At 50.5% G+C, this 21131-nt stretch carries 17 protein-coding genes; 6 read left to right on the top strand and 11 right to left on the bottom strand.

Annotated features, from left to right (window positions below):
* Positions 1-146: 146 nt before the first annotated feature.
* The 6 genes from odhB to sdhC all read right to left on the bottom strand — a co-directional run bounded on the left by odhB (position 147) and on the right by sdhC (position 7525).
* Positions 147-1364 (bottom strand): 2-oxoglutarate dehydrogenase complex dihydrolipoyllysine-residue succinyltransferase, encoded by a 1218-nt coding sequence (gene odhB / locus ABT58_RS13800; RefSeq protein WP_047875002.1) that lies wholly within the window; start codon positions 1362-1364, stop codon positions 147-149.
* A 28-nt stretch (positions 1365-1392) separates the two neighbouring features.
* Positions 1393-4206, bottom strand: a complete 2814-nt coding sequence (sucA, locus tag ABT58_RS13795) for a 2-oxoglutarate dehydrogenase E1 component (RefSeq protein WP_047875001.1) — start codon at positions 4204-4206, stop codon at positions 1393-1395.
* A 102-nt stretch (positions 4207-4308) separates the two neighbouring features.
* Positions 4309-5022, bottom strand: coding sequence for a succinate dehydrogenase iron-sulfur subunit (locus ABT58_RS13790; RefSeq protein ID WP_047875000.1), 714 nt, complete (start codon positions 5020-5022; stop codon positions 4309-4311).
* Between the two features lie 14 nt (positions 5023-5036).
* Entirely contained in the window at positions 5037-6803 is a 1767-nt protein-coding gene (gene sdhA, locus ABT58_RS13785) for a succinate dehydrogenase flavoprotein subunit (protein ID WP_047874999.1), read from the bottom strand.
* A complete protein-coding gene (gene sdhD, locus ABT58_RS13780; protein WP_047874998.1) occupies positions 6804-7151 on the bottom strand; it encodes a succinate dehydrogenase, hydrophobic membrane anchor protein in 348 nt (115 codons plus the stop codon).
* Complete coding sequence (sdhC, locus tag ABT58_RS13775) at positions 7145-7525, bottom strand: succinate dehydrogenase cytochrome b556 subunit (RefSeq protein WP_047874997.1); 381 nt, start codon at positions 7523-7525, stop codon at positions 7145-7147. Before sdhC ends, sdhD begins: the two co-directional genes overlap by 7 nt.
* A 409-nt stretch (positions 7526-7934) precedes the next feature.
* Here sdhC and ABT58_RS13770 point away from each other — a divergent pair, with 409 nt between their 5' ends.
* Entirely contained in the window at positions 7935-9224 is a 1290-nt protein-coding gene (locus ABT58_RS13770) for a citrate synthase (protein ID WP_047874996.1), read from the top strand.
* A gap of 130 nt (positions 9225-9354) precedes the next feature.
* Here ABT58_RS13770 and ABT58_RS13765 read toward each other — a convergent pair whose 3' ends face one another.
* On the bottom strand, positions 9355-10113 hold the full coding sequence (locus ABT58_RS13765; protein ID WP_047874995.1) for a Nif3-like dinuclear metal center hexameric protein: 759 nt from the start codon (positions 10111-10113) through the stop codon (positions 9355-9357).
* Between the two features lie 222 nt (positions 10114-10335).
* Between ABT58_RS13765 and ABT58_RS13760 the strand changes: the two genes are divergently transcribed.
* Positions 10336-11148 carry a DUF1853 family protein gene (locus tag ABT58_RS13760; protein ID WP_047874994.1) on the top strand — a complete coding sequence of 271 codons (813 nt, stop codon included), beginning with the start codon at positions 10336-10338 and terminating at the stop codon, positions 11146-11148.
* Positions 11149-11205: 57 nt separating this feature from the next.
* On the opposite strand, the gene pgm is transcribed toward ABT58_RS13760, so the two are convergent.
* Entirely contained in the window at positions 11206-12852 is a 1647-nt protein-coding gene (gene pgm / locus ABT58_RS13755; protein ID WP_047874993.1) for a phosphoglucomutase (alpha-D-glucose-1,6-bisphosphate-dependent), read from the bottom strand.
* Between the two features lie 38 nt (positions 12853-12890).
* Positions 12891-13439, bottom strand: coding sequence for a replication initiation negative regulator SeqA (gene seqA, locus ABT58_RS13750; RefSeq protein ID WP_047874992.1), 549 nt, complete (start codon positions 13437-13439; stop codon positions 12891-12893).
* A 102-nt stretch (positions 13440-13541) separates the two neighbouring features.
* On the opposite strand from seqA, the gene ABT58_RS13745 reads away from it, so the two are divergent.
* The 4 genes from ABT58_RS13745 (at position 13542) to fur (ending at position 16203) form a co-directional block, all read left to right on the top strand.
* Positions 13542-14309 carry an alpha/beta fold hydrolase gene (locus ABT58_RS13745; protein ID WP_047874991.1) on the top strand — a complete coding sequence of 256 codons (768 nt, stop codon included), beginning with the start codon at positions 13542-13544 and terminating at the stop codon, positions 14307-14309.
* Positions 14310-14384: 75 nt separating this feature from the next.
* On the top strand, positions 14385-14606 hold the full coding sequence (locus tag ABT58_RS13740; RefSeq protein WP_047874990.1) for a DUF2788 domain-containing protein: 222 nt from the start codon (positions 14385-14387) through the stop codon (positions 14604-14606).
* Positions 14607-14774: 168 nt separating this feature from the next.
* On the top strand, positions 14775-15302 hold the full coding sequence (fldA, locus tag ABT58_RS13735) for a flavodoxin FldA (protein ID WP_047874989.1): 528 nt from the start codon (positions 14775-14777) through the stop codon (positions 15300-15302).
* A gap of 454 nt (positions 15303-15756) precedes the next feature.
* Positions 15757-16203, top strand: a complete 447-nt coding sequence (gene fur / locus ABT58_RS13730) for a ferric iron uptake transcriptional regulator (RefSeq protein WP_047874988.1) — start codon at positions 15757-15759, stop codon at positions 16201-16203.
* A gap of 120 nt (positions 16204-16323) precedes the next feature.
* Here the strand turns inward: fur and glnS are convergent, their stop codons facing one another.
* Together glnS and ABT58_RS13720 are read right to left on the bottom strand one after the other, a co-directional pair.
* Positions 16324-17991, bottom strand: coding sequence for a glutamine--tRNA ligase (glnS, locus tag ABT58_RS13725; RefSeq protein ID WP_047874987.1), 1668 nt, complete (start codon positions 17989-17991; stop codon positions 16324-16326).
* Positions 17992-18236: 245 nt separating this feature from the next.
* Positions 18237-20921 carry a beta-N-acetylhexosaminidase gene (locus ABT58_RS13720; protein WP_053063095.1) on the bottom strand — a complete coding sequence of 895 codons (2685 nt, stop codon included), beginning with the start codon at positions 20919-20921 and terminating at the stop codon, positions 18237-18239.
* Positions 20922-21131 lie beyond the last annotated feature (210 nt).

Here is a 21131-nt window from a genome sequence, read left to right as displayed (position 1 = left end):
CGGGGCTTGTTATATCCATATGAAATACTCTTGGGTATTTCCTCTACGTGTACAGGTGTACCACCAAGGCCGGGTGTTGAGCCGACCCGACCTTGATGCCGTCTTACTGTTGGTTGACCGACGTGCGTATTTACACGTCAGGTCGATTACACATCCAGTAGCAGACGGGTTGGATCTTCAAGTAACTCTTTGATGGTCACCAGGTAACCCACTGACTCACGGCCATCCACCAAGCGGTGATCGTAAGACAATGCCAAATACATCATTGGCAGGATTTCCACTTTACCATCTACCGCCATTGGACGATCTTGAATTTTATGCATGCCAAGAATCGCTGATTGCGGCGGGTTAATGATCGGCGTCGACATCAGCGAGCCAAACACCCCACCATTGGTGATGGTGAAGTTGCCGCCGGTCAAATCGTCAACGGTTAACTTGCCGTCACGACCTTTAATCGCCAGATCTCGAATACCTTTTTCAATTTCAGCCAAGCTCAGCTTGTCACAGTCACGCAGTACCGGCGTCACCAGACCACGAGGCGTCGACACCGCAATGCTCACATCAAAGAAGTTGTGATACACAATGTCGTCACCATCAATGGACGCATTCACTTCTGGGTAACGCTTCAGCGCTTCGACCACCGCTTTCACGTAGAAAGACATGAAGCCAAGACGGATGCCATGGCGCTCTTCAAAAATGTCTTTGTACTGCTTACGAAGATCCATGATCGGTTTCATGTTCACTTCGTTAAAGGTGGTCAACATCGCTGTGCTGTTCTTCGCTTCCAGCAGACGCTCTGCCACTCGCTTACGCAGACGTGTCATTGGTACGCGTTTTTCGCTACGGTGTGCCAATGGCGCTTCCGCTTTCGCTTCAACCACAGGCGCTTTTACTGGCGCAGCGGCTGGGCCTTCTTTCACGAACGCTTCCACATCTTCACGGGTAATACGGCCACCGACACCGGTGCCTTTCACTGCCGCAGCGTCAATATCGTGCTCACTCAGCAAGCGGCGCACTGCAGGGCTAAGGGCTTCATTGGTTTCTTCACCCAATGCCGCCGTGTTACGTTTATTCGGAGACGCTTCGGCTTCGGCTGGAACATCTTGTGTTGGCTCACCCGCCACTGCACCCGCTTTGATTTTGCCAATCAGCTGCTTGGTCAATACGGTGGTGCCTTCTGCTTCAAGAATCGCTTCCAGAATACCGTCTTCCGGTGCCGGTACTTCCAACACCACTTTGTCTGTTTCGATATCAACCAGAACTTCATCACGCGTCACGGCATCGCCTGGCTGCTTGTGCCAAGTCGCTACGGTCGCATCTGCAACGGATTCAGGTAAATCGGGAACCAGAATTTCGATCGTCATATCGGTTTTGTCCTTTTTGTTCCAGTTCTTACTGCGTTATTGTTAATGCGTCTTCTACTAACGCTTTTTGCTGTTTCAAGTGAACCGACATGTAACCTACTGCCGGTGAGGCAGAGGCTGGGCGACCGGCGTATTCCAACTGCGCACCCACTGGCAACGCGGAACGGAAGTTATGCTGGCTGGAATACCATGCCCCTTGGTTCTGTGGCTCTTCCTGACACCAAATAAAATCAGTGACATGCTGGTAGTCGGCAATGGCCGCTTCTACCTCTTCTTTCGGGAATGGGTACAGTTGTTCAATGCGGACAATCGCCACATCGGTCTGCTCATTCTTACGACGTTGTTCTAACAGGTCGAAGTAAACTTTACCTGAACAGAACACCACACGTTTCACCTGCTTCGGATCCAGGGCATCAATCTCACCGATAGCCGGCTGAAAGGTTCCGTTTGCCAACTCATCCATTGACGACACACACAACGGGTGACGCAACAAGGATTTCGGCGACATCACGACAAGCGGACGGCGCATTGGACGCACCACCTGACGACGCAGCATGTGGTAAACCTGTGCCGGTGTCGATGGGATCACTACCTGCATGTTCTGCTCTGCACACAATTGCAAGTAACGCTCTAAACGTGCCGAGGAATGCTCTGGGCCTTGTCCTTCATAGCCGTGTGGTAACAGCATGGTCAGGCCACACATACGACCCCACTTCTGCTCACCGGAGCTGATGAACTGGTCAATCACCACCTGCGCACCGTTGGCAAAGTCACCAAACTGTGCTTCCCATACGGTCAAGCCGCCCGGTTCTGCGGTGGCATAGCCGTATTCAAACGCCAGTACCGCTTCTTCTGACAACACCGAGTCAAACACCTGGAAGGTGCCTTGCTTGTCATGAATGTTAGACAGCGGGATATAGGTGCTGGCATCGCCTTGGTTATGCAGAACCGCATGACGGTGGAAGAACGTGCCTCGACCCGAGTCCTGGCCCGTAATACGAATACGATTACCTTCATCCACCAGCGTGGCGTAGGCCAAGGTTTCCGCCATACCCCAGTCGAGCATTTTCTCGCCTGATGCCATGGCTAAACGATCGTTATACAACTTCTGAACACGGCTTTGCAGCTTGTGACTTTCCGGGAACTGACACACACGTTGCGCCAATTCTTGCAGGCGGTTGGCATCAAACTGATTGGCCCAATCAACTATCCAGTCGTGGCCCAGATACGGTGACCAGTCGACAGAATGCAGCTTCATTGGGCGCCATTCTTTGACCACGCATTCACCGCGATCGAGTGCATCACGGTACTCATTGATCAACGCCGTTGCCGTTTCCAGTTCAATGGCACCTTTGTCGGTGAGGGCATCAGCATAAATCTTACGCGGCGTCGGATGCTTTTTGATTTTTTGGTACATCAGTGGCTGAGTCGCATTCGGCTCATCCGCTTCGTTATGGCCATGACGGCGATAACATACCAAGTCAATCACCACATCACGCTTGAAAGTGTTGCGGTAATCCAGCGCAATACGCGTCACGAAAGCGACCGCTTCCGGATCATCGGCATTCACATGGAAAATCGGTGCCTGTACCATTTTCGCAATGTCAGTACAGTACTGGGTTGAACGGGTATCGTTCGGGTTCGACGTGGTAAAACCAATTTGGTTGTTCACCACAATACGTACGGTACCGCCCACGCGGTAACCACGTGATTGCGACATGTTAAAGGTTTCTGCCACCACGCCCTGACCCGCAATCGCCGAGTCACCGTGAACGGTAATTGGCAGCACTTGTGAGCCGTCTTGATCGCCCAAACGATCCTGACGGGCACGTACTGAGCCCACCACCACAGGATTGACAATCTCAAGGTGTGACGGGTTAAAGGCCAATACAAGGTGCACATCCCCACCTGGGGTGGCAAAGTCCGCCGAGAAACCTTGGTGATATTTCACATCCCCCGTTCCCCACGTTTCATCGTGCTTACCGGCAAACTCATCAAACAAGTCTTGTGGCTTTTTGCCTAATACGTTAACCAACATATTCAGACGGCCACGGTGCGCCATACCAATCACAACTTCGCGTACGCCACTGTTACCCGCATAACGGATCAGCTCTTTGACCATCGGGATCATGGCATCGCCGCCTTCCAGCGAGAAACGCTTCGCGCCCGGGAATTTGGCGCCCAAGTAGCGCTCAAGCCCTTCAGCGGCCGTTAACTCGTCCAGAAACGTCAGTTTTTCTTCTTGGCTGAAGCTACCTTGCCCAACAACCGACTCAAGACGCTGCTGAATCCAGCGTTTTTCTTCGGTGTTAGTGATATGCATGTACTCGGCACCGATCGACCCACAGTAGGTCTTTTTCAGCGCATCATACAGCTCAGAGAGTTTCATGGTTTCTTGCCCGATGGCAAAAGAACCCACGTTGAAGGTTTCGTTGAAGTCGTCTTCTGTCAGGTTGTGGAACTCGGGGTCGAGATCCGGCACACGCTCTTGTTGCCATAAACCTAACGGATCGAGATTTGCGTGCTGATGCCCACGGAATCGGTATGCGTTGATCAACTGCAAGACCTTAACCTGCTTGGCATCCACGTCTGGATCGCTGACGGCAGCACTTAAGTAGGTTGTTTCTTTCGCGAGACGTCGGAAATAGTCACGAACCCGAGAGTGAGGCTGCTCCACAACATTCTCACGCACGACCGGCAAATCACTGAATACGTGACGCCATTCTTCGTCTACTAATTCTGGGTCGCTTAGATACAACTCGTAGAGATCCTCTACATAAGTTGCATTGGCGCCAGCCAGGTGTGAAGACTCAATCCAAGTCTTCATAACGCCGTTCTGCATTGTTTTCCCTTAACCACTAGTTATCGCCATTCTTGCCCGAAATCGGACTTAAAGCCGGCTCCTCGCAGGGCTTCAGAGCCAGCATATCGATAATGCTTTAAATTATACTGCGCGCTTGAGTAACATCGATTTGATGTGACCGATCGCCTTTGTTGGATTTAACCCTTTAGGACAAACATTTACACAGTTCATGATGCCATGGCAACGAAAAACGCTAAATGCGTCATCCAAATCAGATAAACGGGCGTCTGTTGCGGTATCACGACTATCTATTAGCCAGCGGTAAGCGGCCAATAAGCCAGCCGGACCAATAAACTTATCCGGATTCCACCAAAATGAAGGGCACGATGTGGAACAACACGCACACATAATGCATTCATAGAGGCCGTCTAAATGGGCACGATCTTCCGGTGACTGTAGGTTCTCACGCGCCGGAGGCGTCGCACCATCGTCAATCAAGAAGGGTTTGACCTTGGCGTAATTGGTATAGAACTGCTCCATATCAATGATCAAATCACGAATAACCGGCAGCCCAGGCAACGGACGGATCACAATCGTACTTTCGCCCGTTAACGCTGACAGTGGCGTGATACATGCCAAGCCATTCTTCCCGTTCATGTTAATCCCGTCTGACCCACACACCCCTTCGCGGCATGAGCGACGGAACGACAAACTAGGATCTTGCTCTTTGAGCAGAATGAGGGCATCAAGTACCATCATGTCAGAACCATCCGGCACTTCAAGGTGGTAACCTTTCATGTGAGGCGCGTTGTCGACATCAGGGTTGTAACGATAAATCGAAAAATTCAAATTCATTTTCTTGTCCTCCCCTAGTAAGTACGCGCTTTCGGCGGAAAGGCATCACGATGAACCGGTGTCATGTTAACGCTACGCTTCGACATGGCTTCGGTTTCTGGGTTGTAGATGGAGTGACATAACCAATTCGCATCATCACGCTCAGGGAAATCAAAACGGGCATGCGCACCACGACTCTCTGTCCGGTAATTCGCAGCAACCGCCGTCGCGTAAGCGGTTTCCATCAGGTTTTCCAATTCCAGACATTCGATACGCTGGGTATTAAATTCGGTGGAGGTGTCATCCAGGCGGGCTGTCTGCAAACGCTCACGGATCACTTTCAGCTCTTCCAGCCCCGTCGCCATCGCTTCCCCTTCACGGAAAACCGAGAAGTTATTTTGCATACAGGTCTGCAAATCTTTGCGGATTTGAACCGGATCTTCCCCTTTCTGGGTGCTGTTCCAACGGTTCACACGCGCCAGAGAGGCTTCAATGTCAGACTCAGTCGCCGGACGGGCTTCCGCTTGCGCCAACAGGGTTTCCCCCAAATGCAGACCCGTTGCTCGGCCAAACACCACAAGATCAAGCAATGAGTTGCCCCCCAGACGGTTCGCACCGTGTACTGAGACCGATGCGATCTCTCCACAGGCAAACAAGCCTTGTACTTCCACATCATCGCCCATGGCATTTTGCTTGATGGCTTGGCCCGACACCTGCGTCGGTACACCGCCCATCATGTAGTGACAGGTTGGGATAACCGGGATCGGCTCTTTGACCGGATCGACATGGGCAAAGGTACGAGAAAGCTCACAGATCCCGGGCAGACGCGATTCCAGCACCTCTTTACCCAGATGATCCATTTTCAATTTAATGTGTGGTCCCCATGGGCCGTCACAGCCGCGCCCTTCGCGGATTTCTACCATCATGGAGCGTGCAACCACATCACGCCCAGCCAAGTCTTTAGCATTCGGTGCGTAACGCTCCATAAAGCGCTCACCGTCTTTATTGAGCAAATAGCCCCCTTCACCTCGGCACCCTTCGGTCACCAAAACGCCCGCACCTGCAATGCCGGTTGGGTGGAACTGCCACATTTCCATGTCTTGCATTGGCACGCCAGCACGCAACGCCATACCGACACCGTCACCGGTGTTGATGTGGGCATTCGTAGTAGAAGCATAAATACGCCCTGCACCACCGGTGGCTAAAATCGTCGCTTTCGATTTGAAATAGCAAATTTCGCCGGTTTCCATGCACAATGCCGTACAGCCTAGGATTGCCCCGTCTTGGTTTTTCACCAAATCCAATGCATACCACTCGGAGAAGATGGTGGTTTTGTGTTTAATATTTTGCTGATACAGGGTGTGGAGTAAGGCATGCCCGGTACGGTCAGCGGCGGCTGCCGTACGTGCGGCCTGCTCGCCACCAAATTCTTTCGACTGACCACCAAACGGACGCTGGTAGATAGAGCCATTATCAAAGCGGGAAAACGGCAGTCCCATTTTCTCCAGCTCAATCACGGATTTCGGTCCGTTTTTACACATGTATTCAATGGCATCCTGATCGCCAATGTAATCTGACCCTTTGACGGTGTCATACATGTGCCATTGCCAGTTATCCGGATGGGAATTTCCTAACGCCACAGTGATCCCGCCTTGCGCGGAGACCGTGTGAGAACGGGTTGGAAACACTTTAGACAGCAGCGCACATTTTAGGCCCTGCTCAGAAATTTGCAGCGCGGCACGCATCCCCGCGCCCCCCGCACCGATCACGACGGCATCAAACTCTCGAACGGCAATACTCATTTACACACCCCACACAATAAAGAAACCTGAAAACAGGTACACAAACAACAACGCAACCACACCAAATTGCAGGCCTGCACGCAGTGCCGCTGGCTTGATGTAATCGGTCAGTACCTGCCACATACCAATCCATGCATGGATCAATACGGACAACAGGGCGAGAAGGGTGAACACTTTTGTACTGAGTTGTCCCCAAAAGGCTGTCCAGGTGGCGTAAGTGATATCGGGTCCAAACGCAAAAAAGCCCACCAAATAAAGGGTGTATAGAGTGAGAATGATGGCTGTTGCACGGATCAGGATAAAATCATGAATACCGTTACGCCCAACGGTAGATACGTTATTTACCATACTAAACCTCCTGCAAAGAGAGACAGGACGGCCACAATGGCGAAACTGATTTTCGCACTGGCGATACCGGTTTCCATCTCTTCAAAGTATCCCATGTCCATCAGTAAATGACGGATCCCCACCACAATGTGATAGAACAGCGCCGTGAGGATGCCCCACAGCACAAACTTCACAAAGAAGCTATCAACAATACCTTGCGCACTGGCAAAGCCTTCAGGGGAAGATAAAGAGACATTCAGCAGCCACAAAAGGATGGCTACTGAGACGAAGGTGATCACGCCCGAAACGCGATGAATGATCGACGCGATCGCTGTCAAAGGAAAGCGAATCGTCTGTAGGTCGAGGTTGACGGGTCTTGGCTTATTTACTTTCACGGTGATTGCCCACTCAGCTCCGTTGAAGGAAGCAATTTTATAGTTATGACTCTCCGTTTCTTACTCAGGCCGTCAACTTAACATTTCAACAACATTATGTTGCATATTTGTTTCTCACCCCGATGAGCAAAGCACTTTTTTTCACGCACTTACTCGATGAAAAACACTGTGTAATCGCATCAGGCATCAGCAGAATCAGAGACCTAACGCGAGTATACGCCCCGTAACATTCAAATACAAACGCCGTTACATGACCGCTAACACGCTTTTAGAAATTTATACTTTTTTATTCAAAGTTATTAACAAGCGCACGTATTGGTGTACAAAAATTGACATTTTCAAAGTCCAGCGGTACAACAATCATACATCCGCCTTGGATTAGGATTATAAAAATACAAAGGAGATTGTTATGGCAGACAAGAAAGCTACTCTTCACATTGAAGGGAAAGCACCCGTCGAACTGCCGATTATCGGGGGCACAGAAGGGCCTGAAGTAATTGATGTACGCCAATTAGGCGCTAACGGTTATTTTACTTTTGACCCTGGTTTTCTCGCCACAGCATCTTGTGAATCTCAAATTACCTACATTGATGGTGATAAAGGTATTCTGCTCCACCGTGGCTACCCGATTGACCAACTGGCTAATAACGCTGATTACCTCGAAGTCTGTTATATCCTGCTTTACGGCGAAGTCCCTACCCGTGAGCAATATGAAACGTTCCGTACTACGGTAACGCGTCATACTATGGTGCATGAGCAGATTTCCAGCTTCTTCCACGGCTTCCGTCGTGATGCTCACCCTATGGCCGTTATGTGTGGTGTGGTGGGTGCACTTGCCGCCTTCTATCACGATTCACTGGATATCAATAACGATACCCACCGCGAAATCACTGCATTCCGCTTGCTGTCTAAAATGCCGACACTGGCTGCAATGTGTTACAAGTATTCCATCGGTCAGCCATTCATTTTCCCACGAAATGATCTGGACTACGCCGAGAACTTCCTGCACATGATGTTTGCGACACCGTGTGAAGAGTACGAAGTGAGCCCAGTGGTGGCGCGTGCTATGGATAAGATCTTTACCCTGCATGCGGATCATGAACAGAATGCCTCTACCTCAACCGTACGTCTTGCGGGCTCTTCGGGTGCCAACCCATTTGCCTGTATCGCGGCAGGTATTGCCTCGCTATGGGGTCCGGCACACGGTGGCGCCAATGAAGCGTGTCTGAAGATGCTGGAAGAAATCGGCAGCGTAGAAGCGATTCCTGAGTTTATTGAGCGCGCGAAGGACAAAGATGATCCTTTCCGTCTAATGGGCTTTGGTCACCGCGTGTACAAGAACTATGACCCACGTGCAACGGTGATGCGTGAAGCCTGTCACAGCGTACTGGATGAGATGAACATCCAAGATCCGCTACTGGATGTCGCGATGGAACTGGAACGTATTGCCCTATCGGACGAATACTTCATTGAGAAGAAACTCTACCCGAACGTGGACTTCTACTCCGGTATTATCCTTAAAGCGATCGGTATTCCAGTCTCTATGTTTACCGTGATCTTTGCGATGTCACGTACGATTGGCTGGATTGCCCACTGGGCAGAAATGCATGACGATCCGGCAAACCGTATCGGCCGCCCTCGTCAGCTGTACACCGGTTACACGCAGCGTGAATTTAAGCCACTGCACGAGCGTGAATAACTCGCTGACACAGTCTCACTAATACAAAAGGGCCACATCGGCCCTTTTGTTTTTTTGCTGCTTCATCATCATCCTGAATGCGACATCATAGCGAAGACAGGAGCACAAAGAAGACGATTTCACGACCCTGTTATACCGGGTTATCGATATCAATGAAGGTGACATCAAAGCCATGCTCAGCCGCCAGGTGCTCACCCAGTGATTTCACGCCATAACGTTCGGTCGCATGGTGACCCGCGCTGAAGTAATGGATCCCCAGCTCACGCGCCGTGTGTACGGTACGCTCTGAGATCTCCCCTGAGATAAACGCATCCAAGCCTTTCTGCGCCGCCAGCTCAATGAAGTCCTGACCGCCACCGGTACACCATCCCACGGTTTTAATGTCAGCCGGCCCATTGTCACCAATGTGCAACGGCTCACGCTGTAGTGTCATCGCAATACGCGCGGCAAAATCTGTCCCGCTCATCGGTTGTGCCAGCTGGCCGTAAATTGCCACAGAATTGCTCTTACCCGGCTCCAGCCCCCCTAAGACTTCCAGCCCCAGCAGCTGCGCCAGCATCGCGTTATTGCCCAGTGTCGGGTGAACATCCAGCGGCAAATGGTAAGCGTACAAGTTAATACCATTTTCAATCAGGGCTTTAATGCGGCGGAATTTCATGCCACGGATTTCCGCCGGCTCGCCTTTCCAGAAAAAGCCGTGGTGCACCAATAAGGCATCTGCTTTTTCTTCAATGGCACGATCAATCAGAGCCTGACACGCCGTGACACCGGTAATGATTTTTTTAACTTCCGATTTGCCTTCCACTTGCAAGCCGTTCGGGCAGTAGTCGTTGATCAAATGCGGGCTCAATAGTTCGTTGAGCACCGACTCTAGTTGGATGTTGTTCATTGTTCTGCTTCCTTCTCGCGGGATCTTTCTCATTCTAACCGGAAAACAAAGGGAAAAAAGCCCTAATCCGTAACCCGTGATCCCTTTCATTCGGTGATAAGCCTCTGACATCTTGCCGGTATCGGTGCCCAGCGAATCCGCGTCCTGTTATTATCTTATTCACGATCACCCACACTCTCGATCAGATAACAACGGCTATCACCTCACACACAGGGAGATCCCATGACGCAAGCACCGCCACATTTACCGCTACCGCCTTGCTTACGCCACTACTTCGAAGCGGTACTGTCCCTGCCGCCCCTCTTACACAGTACGCATGACACAGCCCCCATTGCCGATCAGGCCTGGCTGAACGCATTTCGGCACGCCGCCGTGATCCCTGAGCAGGTCACCTATAACGGCAATACCCGGCTGGGCTTTTTCTACCAATGGCTATGGCAGCAATTAATCACACACCACCCCGACTATGAGATGGTTGCCGAGGAAATTCAGTTGCATGACGCGGGACGTACCGTCGGCGCGATTGATTTTTTAGTAAAGAATAAATGCAGTGGTGAGCTTGAACATTGGGAAGTGGCGATCAAATTTTATCTGGCCAGGGAACAACAGTGGCCGGGCCCCAATGCCAAAGATAACTTGGACAAAAAAGCCCAGCGCATGCTGAGCCACCAGCTGCCGTTGTCTGATTCGTCGACCTATCACTCCCAATTCGCTCATCAGTTTGGGCAACCGACGGTAAAACGCCTGATCATGCAAGGTCGCCTGTTTACGCCGGCTTATCGTAACGACACGGGATCGAGCATTGCCATTAATCCGGCGGCATCATTCGGGCAATGGTGTTATGCCAACGAATGTGAGGGATTGGGTCTGCGTGCTATCACCAAACTAGATTGGATTGTCCCGCCACGTTACGCCCATTTATCACCCACCCCGTCGCTTTCTACTGTGACGCACCCGACCATGGCCGTCGCACCGGATGAACAGTTATGGTTTGTGATGCCTATGCACTGGCCGCAGAGACGCTCCGAGGCATAAATAGCAGGCATAAAAAACGCCCGCAAGCGGGCGTTTCTCATTCAAACAAGGCAGACCTTACAGGCCAGCGTCAGCAAATACCTTACTCACGATTTCCTGCGCTTCTTGCTCGATCAACGCAAGGTGATCTTTGCCTTTGAAGCTTTCACAGTAAATCTTGTAGATATCTTCTGTGCCTGATGGACGCGCCGCAAACCAGCCGTTTGCCGTCGTCACTTTCAGGCCGCCGATCGCTGCACCATTACCTGGCGCATGGGTCAGACGCGCCGTAATCGCATCACCGGCCAGCGTTTCTGCCGCGACCATCTCTGGAGACAGTTTGCTCAGGATCGATTTTTGCTCACCGTTCGCTACCGCTTGCAGACGGTTGTACTCAGATGCGCCGTGTTTCGCTGCCAGCTCTTCGTAGTACTGCTGCGGGTTTTTACCCGTTACCGCCGTAATTTCTGCCGCTAGCAAACACAGTAGGATACCGTCTTTGTCGGTAGACCAAGGCGTGCCGTCCATGCGAAGGAACGATGCCCCTGCACTTTCTTCACCACCGAAGCCCAACTCACCGCTGTACAGACCATCAACAAACCACTTGAAGCCCACAGGTACTTCGCACAGTTCGCGACCCAGATCAGCCACCACACGGTCAATCAGAGCGCTCGATACCAAGGTTTTACCCACGGCAACCTGCTGGCTCCACTCCGGACGGTGACGGTATAGGTAGTCAATACATACCGCAAGGTAGTGGTTCGGGTTCATCAGACCTGCAGGCGTCACAATGCCGTGGCGATCGTAATCCGGATCATTACCGAACGCTAGATCGTACTTGTCTTTGTGTGCCAACAGACCCGCCATCGCGTAAGGCGATGAACAGTCCATACGCACCACACCGTCTTTGTCCAGTGACATGAAACGGAATGATGGGTCAATCGATTCATCCACCAGCGTCAGATCCAGGCCGTAATGCGCGGCAATTTGACGCCAGTATTCAATGCCAGAACCACCCAATGGATCTACACCGATTTTCAGGTTGGCTTGCTGGATAGCCGCCATGTCGATCACGTTCACCAAATCGTCCACGTATGGCGCTACCAGATCACGCTCTTCTACCAAGTCGCTGGCAAATGCGTCAGCAATAGACACGCGCTTCACATCCACCAAGCCCGCAGCGATGATCGCATTGGCACGGCTTTCAATCGCCGTTGTCAATGCACCTTCTGCTGGACCACCGTGCACAGGGTTGTACTTAATACCGCCGTCCTGAGGTGGGTTGTGAGAAGGCGTGATCACGATGCCGTCTGCTTTATCCGCATTCACCACGTTGTGGCACAGGATCGCATGCGACACACCCGGCGTTGGCGTATAGCCACGACCTGCCTGGATCACCACTTTCACACCGTTTGCCACCAACACTTCCAGTGTGGAAGTAAAGGCTGGCTCAGACAATGCGTGGGTGTCTTTACCTAAAAACAGCGGGCCCGTCACCCCATTGGCAGCGCGCACTTCCGCAACGGCTTGTGCAATCGCCCAAATGTGATGCTGGTTAAACGTCCCTTTATCCGCAGTACCACGGTGGCCGGAAGTACCAAAAGCTACTTGCTGCTGAGGATCCTGTGGATTAGGTTCAATCAGGAAGTAGTTAGCCACTAACGCGGGGATATTATGCATATCTTCTTGCTGAGCGCGCTGCCCAGCTCGAGGATGAATCGCCATTAACCTGTCCTTGTATGAAGTAAGGCAAAACTGCCTATTTAGATTTCACCGCAAACTTTTTCGATGATGTCAGAACCGAAACGCATTTTAACCATCAGTTGCTCGATCATCTGGCGTTTACGATCTGTATTTGTATTTGTTATTACCCAAAATGGGGTCTCTGGAATCGACTTTGGTTTCGTCGTTTTACCACTCGCCAGCAGCGTCTCTGCGCTGTCAGCAAAATAAACGCGTGTGCGCCCTTTGATGGCCGCCGCTTCAGTAAAGCCTTGCGGATCGATACGATAAAGCGAGGACAACACCAGCATAAAGCGACCAATCGCCTTTTCTTGTGCTGCGAATTCATCTGAGATCAGCAGTGAACGCATTTCTTTCACACGATCGGTATGAACGACATTACCTGCATCTTTGCTTACCACGATCCCTTTCGGACGCACTGGCATAACCACGTCATGCTGAAGCGTTTCTACGGTTTGATCGGGCATCATCAATAAGCGACGCAGAATGTCAGATGCGCTTTCGCCAATATGTTGAGTTTGGCTAGCGATATAACGATATAGCTCGTCGTCTACCTCAATAGTCTTCATCGTAGTGTTCATTATCGTTCCGTTTAAAAATCACGGTGAGATTATAACGTGATCCGAAGGTATACTCTACGATAAAGCGTTAACAACAAGAGAAAATAGTCAGTGAATCTTCATTACCACGTCGAAGGAGAAGGCGATGCGATCGTCTTGATCCATGGCCTGTTTGGCAGCGCCGATAACCTGGGGTTACTCGCTAGATCCTTGAAAGAGCAATACAAAGTGATCAGTGTGGATCTGCGTAACCACGGTCGTTCCCCGCACAGTGACAGCTTTACCTACCAAGCCTTAGCGCAGGATGTACTCAATGTGGTTGATCAGTTAGATCTGCCAAGCTTCTCGCTGATTGGTCATTCTATGGGCGGAAAAGTGGCCATGGCTGTCACCTCACTGGCCGCCTCGCGCATTCACCATCTTTTGGTACTGGATATCGCGCCGGTCACCTATCACGTGCATCGCCATGAAAATGTGTTTGCCGGCCTGCAAGCGGTCAATCAACACACCTTACACAAACGCAGTGACGCAGAAACCTACCTGTCACAGCATGTGATAGATCCCGGCGTACGCCAGTTCTTGCTCAAGTCCTTTGCCAAGCTGCCAGAAGGCCACTACGGCTGGCGTTTTAATGTTGATGGCCTGATTGCCAATTACGCCACCATTATGGGCTGGGAAGAGATCCCGCCTTTCCATGGCCGCACATTGTTCATGAAAGGCCAGCAATCTGACTATCTGCTGCCAGAGCACCGCGAGGCGATTCAACGTCAATTTCCGACGGCCAAAGCGCATCAGGTGGCAAATACGGGACACTGGCTGCACGCGGAAAAGCCAGAGACCGTCAATCGCATCATTTTGAACTTCTTACAGACGGCTTAGCGTTAACAGGCTGGTATTGTCTGTGCTATAGTGCGCGCCTAGCTCAGTGTTAACACCGGCGGTAGGGAGACTCACATGTTATACGAGCATATGGACTTGCTGGAATCCATCGGATTGGATTTATTGTTTGCTGCGATATTCTTCTTTATCGGTATGGCGATCCGCGATGTCCTCAAGCAAGGTAATGTTCCCCCTTTTGGTCGTAAAATTGTCTGGCTCGTGCTGTTTCTAGGCTGTGCGGGCTTTATCACCAAAGGGCTGATCCAGATAAGTTGGGAAGGCGCCGGTATTGGCTAAACCGCCACAATGCGGTACAACAGAGCCAATGGGTTAACACTGAAACCGATTTATTTGTGCGTATGACGCGTATACGTACAAGATGCCGGGACTTGCTCCGGGCGAGACATTCTGTCTATCGTTAACACTCAAGTTAACGGTCAACAATTAATACGGGTAATTTCTACTATGGCGAGTGTAGGACTCTTCTTTGGTAGCGACACAGGTAACACTGAAGCAGTCGCTAAAATGATCCAGAAACAACTGGGCGAGAAGCTTGTTGAAGTTAAAGATATTGCGAAAAGCAGCAAAGAAGATATCGATAACTTTGACCTGTTGCTTCTGGGTATCCCAACGTGGTACTACGGTGAAGCACAGTGTGACTGGGATGACTTCTTCCCTGAACTGGAAAACATCGATTTCTCTACCAAGCTAGTGGCTATCTTTGGCTGTGGTGACCAAGAAGACTACGCAGAGTACTTCTGTGATGCGATGGGTACAGTACGTGACATCGTTGAAGGCCGTGGCGCAACCATCGTAGGTCACTTCTCTACAGAAGGTTTTGAATTCGAAGCGTCTAAAGCGCTTGTGGATGACAACCACTTCATCGGTCTGTGTATCGACGAAGATCGCCAGCCAGAACTGACTGCTGAGCGTGTTGAAAAGTGGGTCAACCAAATTTATGAAGAGATGTGCCTGGCTGAACTAGCCGACTAATTGCACACACTCAATGTAACGCCAGACACCCCGTCTGGCGTTTTTTTATCGCACAACCGAAGTGAGTACGATTAGCATTTTTATTTCACCCTTTTAACGTTTATCTTCTCCCCTTACGCCCCTTTCCACACTCTATTTGAGTGAAAACTGGCTGCTATCTGCGTTGAAAACCTTACAAAAATGATGCCTATTTCTCATTTATTAGGTACACCTATGCACTTCCTCTCTTTTCATTCTCACTCAGTAAAAACAAGATCAAAAAAGCGGCAGTGATCGTGTGCTTTACTTGCAACAACGCACACTTAAGTAACATCTACATAACAAAAAGAAAAGTTAGATATCAGCAAGATTGACCTGTTTTAAGGTTTATTGTTACCTTGTGGTCACTTATAATGAGGAAAGAAGAGAAAGACTACCGCATCATGTGGGTGCGGGTAGCCAATAGGAAACTCGAATGTCAGATAATAATCACGCACTCAAACAAGCAGGCCTAAAGGTTACGCTTCCACGCCTTAAAATTCTGGAAGTTCTCCAGCAACCTGACTGCCAACACATCAGTGCTGAAGATCTTTATAAAAAGCTCATTGATATCGGTGAAGAGATTGGCCTAGCAACGGTTTACCGCGTCCTTAACCAATTTGATGATGCCGGTATTGTGACTCGCCACCACTTTGAAGGTGGTAAATCGGTTTTTGAACTGGCGACCCAACATCACCACGATCACCTTGTTTGTCTAGACTGTGGCAAAGTGATTGAATTTTCTGATGAAGTGATTGAAAAGCGCCAGAAAGAAATCGCAGCCAGCTTTAATGTTCGTCTGACCAACCATAGCCTGTACCTGTACGGACACTGCATGGAAGGTAACTGTAACGAAGACGACACCCTTCACGATCGCAAGTAATACCGATGACCGCATAACAGGTGGTTTGCTCGCTGTCTGTTGTGGCGTCATTACCACGAAAAACTTGCATAAAAAAACCAGCCTTTCGGCTGGTTTTTTTGTTGGCATCATACTGCGCGATTACTCGTCAGCCATTTTTGCCCATGTGTCACGCAGACCAACTGTACGGTTAAAGACCAACGCATCCGCGCTTGAATCTTTGCTGTCCGCACAGAAGTAGCCCATACGCTCAAACTGGTACGCTTTTTCTGCTTCAGCGCTTGCCAATGCAGGCTCAACAAAGCCACGTAGAACAGTTAGCGATTCTGGGTTGATCACTGACACGAAATCTTCCGCTGCACCTGGGTTTGGTACCGTGAACAGACGATCGTACAAACGAATTTCCGCTGGGATGCCCTGCTCTGCAGATACCCAGTGAATCACACCTTTCACTTTACGGCCGTCAGTTGGGTTCTGACCCAATGTTTCGTTGTCGTAAGTACAGAAGATCGTTGTGATGTTGCCTTCAGCATCTTTCTCGATACGTTCAGCTTTGATCACGTACGCGCCACGTAGACGCACTTCTTTACCTAGCACCAGACGCTTGTACTTCTTGTTCGCTTCTTCGCGGAAGTCTTCACGCTCGATGTACACTTCACGAGTGAACGGTACTTCACGCGAACCCATTTCTGGCTTGTTCGGGTGATTCGCCACGTTCAGCATTTCCGCGTCGCCAGTGAAGTTTTCAATAACCACTTTCACTGGATCCAGAACGGCCATCGCACGTGGTGCGTTTTCGTTCAGATCATCACGGATACAAGACTCTAGTGAGCTCATTTCGATCGTGTTGTCTTGCTTAGTCACACCGATACGCTTACAGAACTCACGGATAGACGCAGACGTGAAGCCACGACGACGTAGGCCAGAGATAGTCGGCATACGTGGGTCATCCCAACCAGATACCAATTTCTCAGTCACTAGCTGGTTTAGCTTACGCTTAGACATGACCGTGTATTCCAGGTTCAGACGGCTGAACTCGTACTGACGTGGCTGGCAATCAATGGTGATGTTTTCCAGAACCCAATCGTACAGACGACGGTTGTCCATGAACTCTAGCGTACAGATAGAGTGAGTAATGCCTTCTAGCGCATCTGAAATACAGTGCGTGAAGTCGTACATTGGGTAGATGCACCACTTGTCACCGGTCTGGTGGTGTGACGCAAAACGTACACGGTACAACACAGGATCGCGCATAACCATGAATGGTGATGCCATGTCGATCTTGGCACGAAGACACATCTTGCCTTCTTCAACCTCGCCGTTCTTCATTTTTGCGAACAGCTCAAGGTTTTCTTCAACGCTACGGTCACGGTACGGGCTGTGTTTACCTGGCTCGGTCAACGTACCACGGTACTCGCGCATTTGCTCTGGACTTAGCTCATCAACGTACGCTAAGCCTTTATTAATTAATTCAATTGCAAACCCGTGTAGCTTATCGAAGTAGTTTGATGAATAGCAAATCTCACCGCTCCACTCGAAGCCCAACCAGTTAACATCGTTCTTAATAGACTCAACGTACTCGATGTCTTCTTTCTCAGGGTTCGTGTCATCGAAACGTAAGTTACATTGACCCTGATAGTCCTGAGCAATACCGAAGTTCAAACAAATAGATTTCGCATGGCCGATATGCAGGTAGCCATTTGGCTCCGGCGGGAATCGGGTATGTACGCTGGTATGTTTGCCACTTGCTAAATCCGCATCAATGATCTGACGGATAAAGTTTGATGGACGAGCTTCAGATTCACTCATCTAGTTACACCTCGTGTGCTGACAGGATTTTTAAGTTCTCTATCATCCATAAATCGGGGGCACTACTCAACAAATAGTATGCATTGTTTGTCGATATGGATAAAAAAACCCCGCAAAAAGCGGGGCTGGAATTTCTTGGCCAGTAAGAATGGCCGCCTTGCTCACTGACATTCCATCCATCACCGTTAAAAACGGTAATGGATCGTGTGCCGATGGCGATGGCCACCGACACAACAAACCGTCAATTATAGGCTGATCACGCGGCTGTAACGCTCGCCGTTCGCACTTACTGCACGTACTGAAACCTTACCAGAAACGGTTGGTTTCGCGTCAGCGTTGTACGTAGACCATGTCTTACCACCGTTGGTTGAGTACTGAAGTGGTAGACCCGGCATGCTCACGTTCATGTGCAGTACGCCATTTTCGATCTTCGCACCCGGTACTGGTACACGGTATTGAATACCCGCTGCATCCAGTTTAGCCAATTCACGCTGACCTAGCAGGTTCGCAAAACGAGACCAGTCGTTATGCAGCGCCACTTTGTTCACGTGGTTAGTGTCTTGTGAGTACTCTAGGCCTGGCTGGTAATCACGTTCCCAATCCGCTTTGTGCCATGCACGCTCAGCAGCTGCCAATACGCGAGGGAAGACCATGTACTCGTACTGGTCGTCTGTACGTACTGTCTCACTCCACAGCTGTGCAGACAGGCCGTAGAAACCTTTACGTGGCGATGCTTCACCCTTACTGGTGAAACCGTTACCGTCACGGTCAACAGACGTTTCTGCGTTCTGAGGCAAGTTTTCTGGTGCAAAGCCGAACATCTTACGCGTATCGGTTGCACGGGTTGCCCAGTAGTAACCACGCTCTTCTGGATCCACTTCGTATGGCATGTCCATGTACACGTAATCTGGGTTAGAGATCACCATGTCGTAGCCTTTCGCTGCCCAGTCATACGCTGATGCACCGCCGCCCCAGTACAGAGTATCCCAGAAGTTAACGCGTACGTTGTCTGTCGCGAACGCATCCGCATCTTTCGAGTACTTCAGACCGTCCTGCCATGCCTGGAAGTTTTCGATGCCTTTCGCCGCGACAACTTTGCTGACTTTCTCTGCAAAGTAGCTTGGCAGGTGGCCGTAGTCAGACACGACACCCTTAGCGATAGCTTTCTGACACATTGGAGACTGAGCAAATGGCTTGTCTTGTTTAGACAGATCCAAGTCACCTTTCCACTCTACCTTGTCAGCCGCGTTCGCATCTTGGAAGCCTGCGCCCAGTTTGATGTTTTTCGCTTCATCACCACCGAAGTGCCAAGTGTTTAGCGGCATGCCCGCAGCACGGTGCATCGCTGCCACTTCTGTGATCACTTTGTCTACGAAGTTCAGTGACGAATCCATACATGGGTTGATGAAGCTACGCTTATCGTAGAACTGTACAGTTGTTACGTTAGACGTATCCTGTGGATCCATCAGACGGTATTCGTTCGCTGCCGCCAAGTCGCCCGCTTCTGCCAGACGCTTGTAACGCGCTTCCATCGCCACAACCGCTGCACGTGAGTGTGCTGGCATGTCGATTTCAGGGATCACTTCGATACCGCGTGCTTTTGCATACTTCAGGATATCCAGGTAATCCTGTGTGCTGTAGTAGCCAGAACCGAAGTTGTTGTTATCCGGACCTGAACCCAACTGTGGCAACAGACACGTGGTTTCAGACAAATCGTGACAACGCTGGCTACCGATGTCTGTCAGCTCTGGCAGACCCGGGATTTCAATACGCCAACCTTCGTCATCGGTCAGGTGGAAGTGGAATTTGTTCATCTTGTACGCCGCCATTTGGTCTAGCGTACGTAGGATCGCTTCTTTTGAGTGGAAGTTACGGCCAACATCGACCATTACGCCACGGTAGTCAAAGCGCGGTGCATCCACCACTTTCAGAGTTGGGATCGTCTTCTCTGCACCGGTGCTCGCCAGTGACATCAGAGACTGAAGACCGTAGAACGCACCTTGTGCATCGTAACCCACGATCAGGGTTGAACCGTCACGTACGTCAAGCTGGTAAGCGCCTGACACTTTGGTGTCTTTGCTAAAGCGGCTTGGGTCCAGGATCACTTTTACCGGGTACTGACCGTTGGTGTTGATGCCCAGTGTCGCCATACGGCTGACCACTGAATCCAGCATGGCTGCTGACAACGCTTTGTTGTCAATCTTGATGCCTTGCGCCAGTGATACTGTCTCACCCGTCAACGTCGTGCTCAGAGGGGTTGGAACAATAGTACCCGCCAGAGTTTCAGAGGCAATCAGGTCTACGTCACTGTTCTTCTCAAAACGAGACTGCGCCGTGGCCAGAATGTTGTTATCCGTTGGGGTACGTTTCCAGTTGTCGCCATCAATCGGATCCAGGTAAGCCGAAGGATCTTCATGGTCTAGGCTTTGTAGTGTTTTTGGTGTCGAGTCGCCTGCGATCACATAAGCACGCGGCATGAAGTCGTTTTCAAACAGCGTCCAGTATTCACCGATGTAAGGGATCACCACTTTCTCGCCTGCCGCGAAGCCTTTGAACTTCTCGGTTGGCTCAAGCGTGTGAAGGTCACCGGTAATGTGTGTCACTTTGAACTGATCATTCTGCACGTCCAGGATCATACGGATGCTGTGGAAGTAAATTTTCCAATCCGTATTAGTCACTGCCGGACCGTTATTGGTCAGCGTCAGGTTGATCACATCACACGATGCCCATTCAGCCGCCAACTGACGGCATTCCAGACCTTCGTTCGCACCATGGTTCGTGATCACTTTGTAATTCACATCCAGGTTTGCTGCTAACGTGTCAGCCACTTGCTGATCCGTCATCACTGATGGACTCGGTGCGTTTGTTGCACAGCCTGTCGCCACAAGGGCCACAACTGATGCCAATAAACTCAGTTTAAATGTTCTCACGCGTAACTCCTTTCCCGAATACCGTCGGCCAGAAATAAAAGGACTGGACCGAGGCAAAATAAAAAATAAATAACAAACAAAACAATAATCTGAAACTGCAGACACAGCGAAGCGCCCTTTCTATTTCAGGCAAGCCTGAAAGGGTCGTTATGCAATGGAAGTGTTGTAGTGACAGATGATTGTTCAGTCGAGGGGATCATCGGCCTTCGC

The sequence above is a fragment of the Photobacterium aphoticum genome (assembly GCF_001029435.1).
GTDB lineage: Bacteria > Pseudomonadota > Gammaproteobacteria > Enterobacterales > Vibrionaceae > Photobacterium > Photobacterium aphoticum.
The sequence above is the reverse complement of the archived record's forward strand: the minus strand, read 5'-3'. Positions and strand labels throughout refer to the sequence as shown.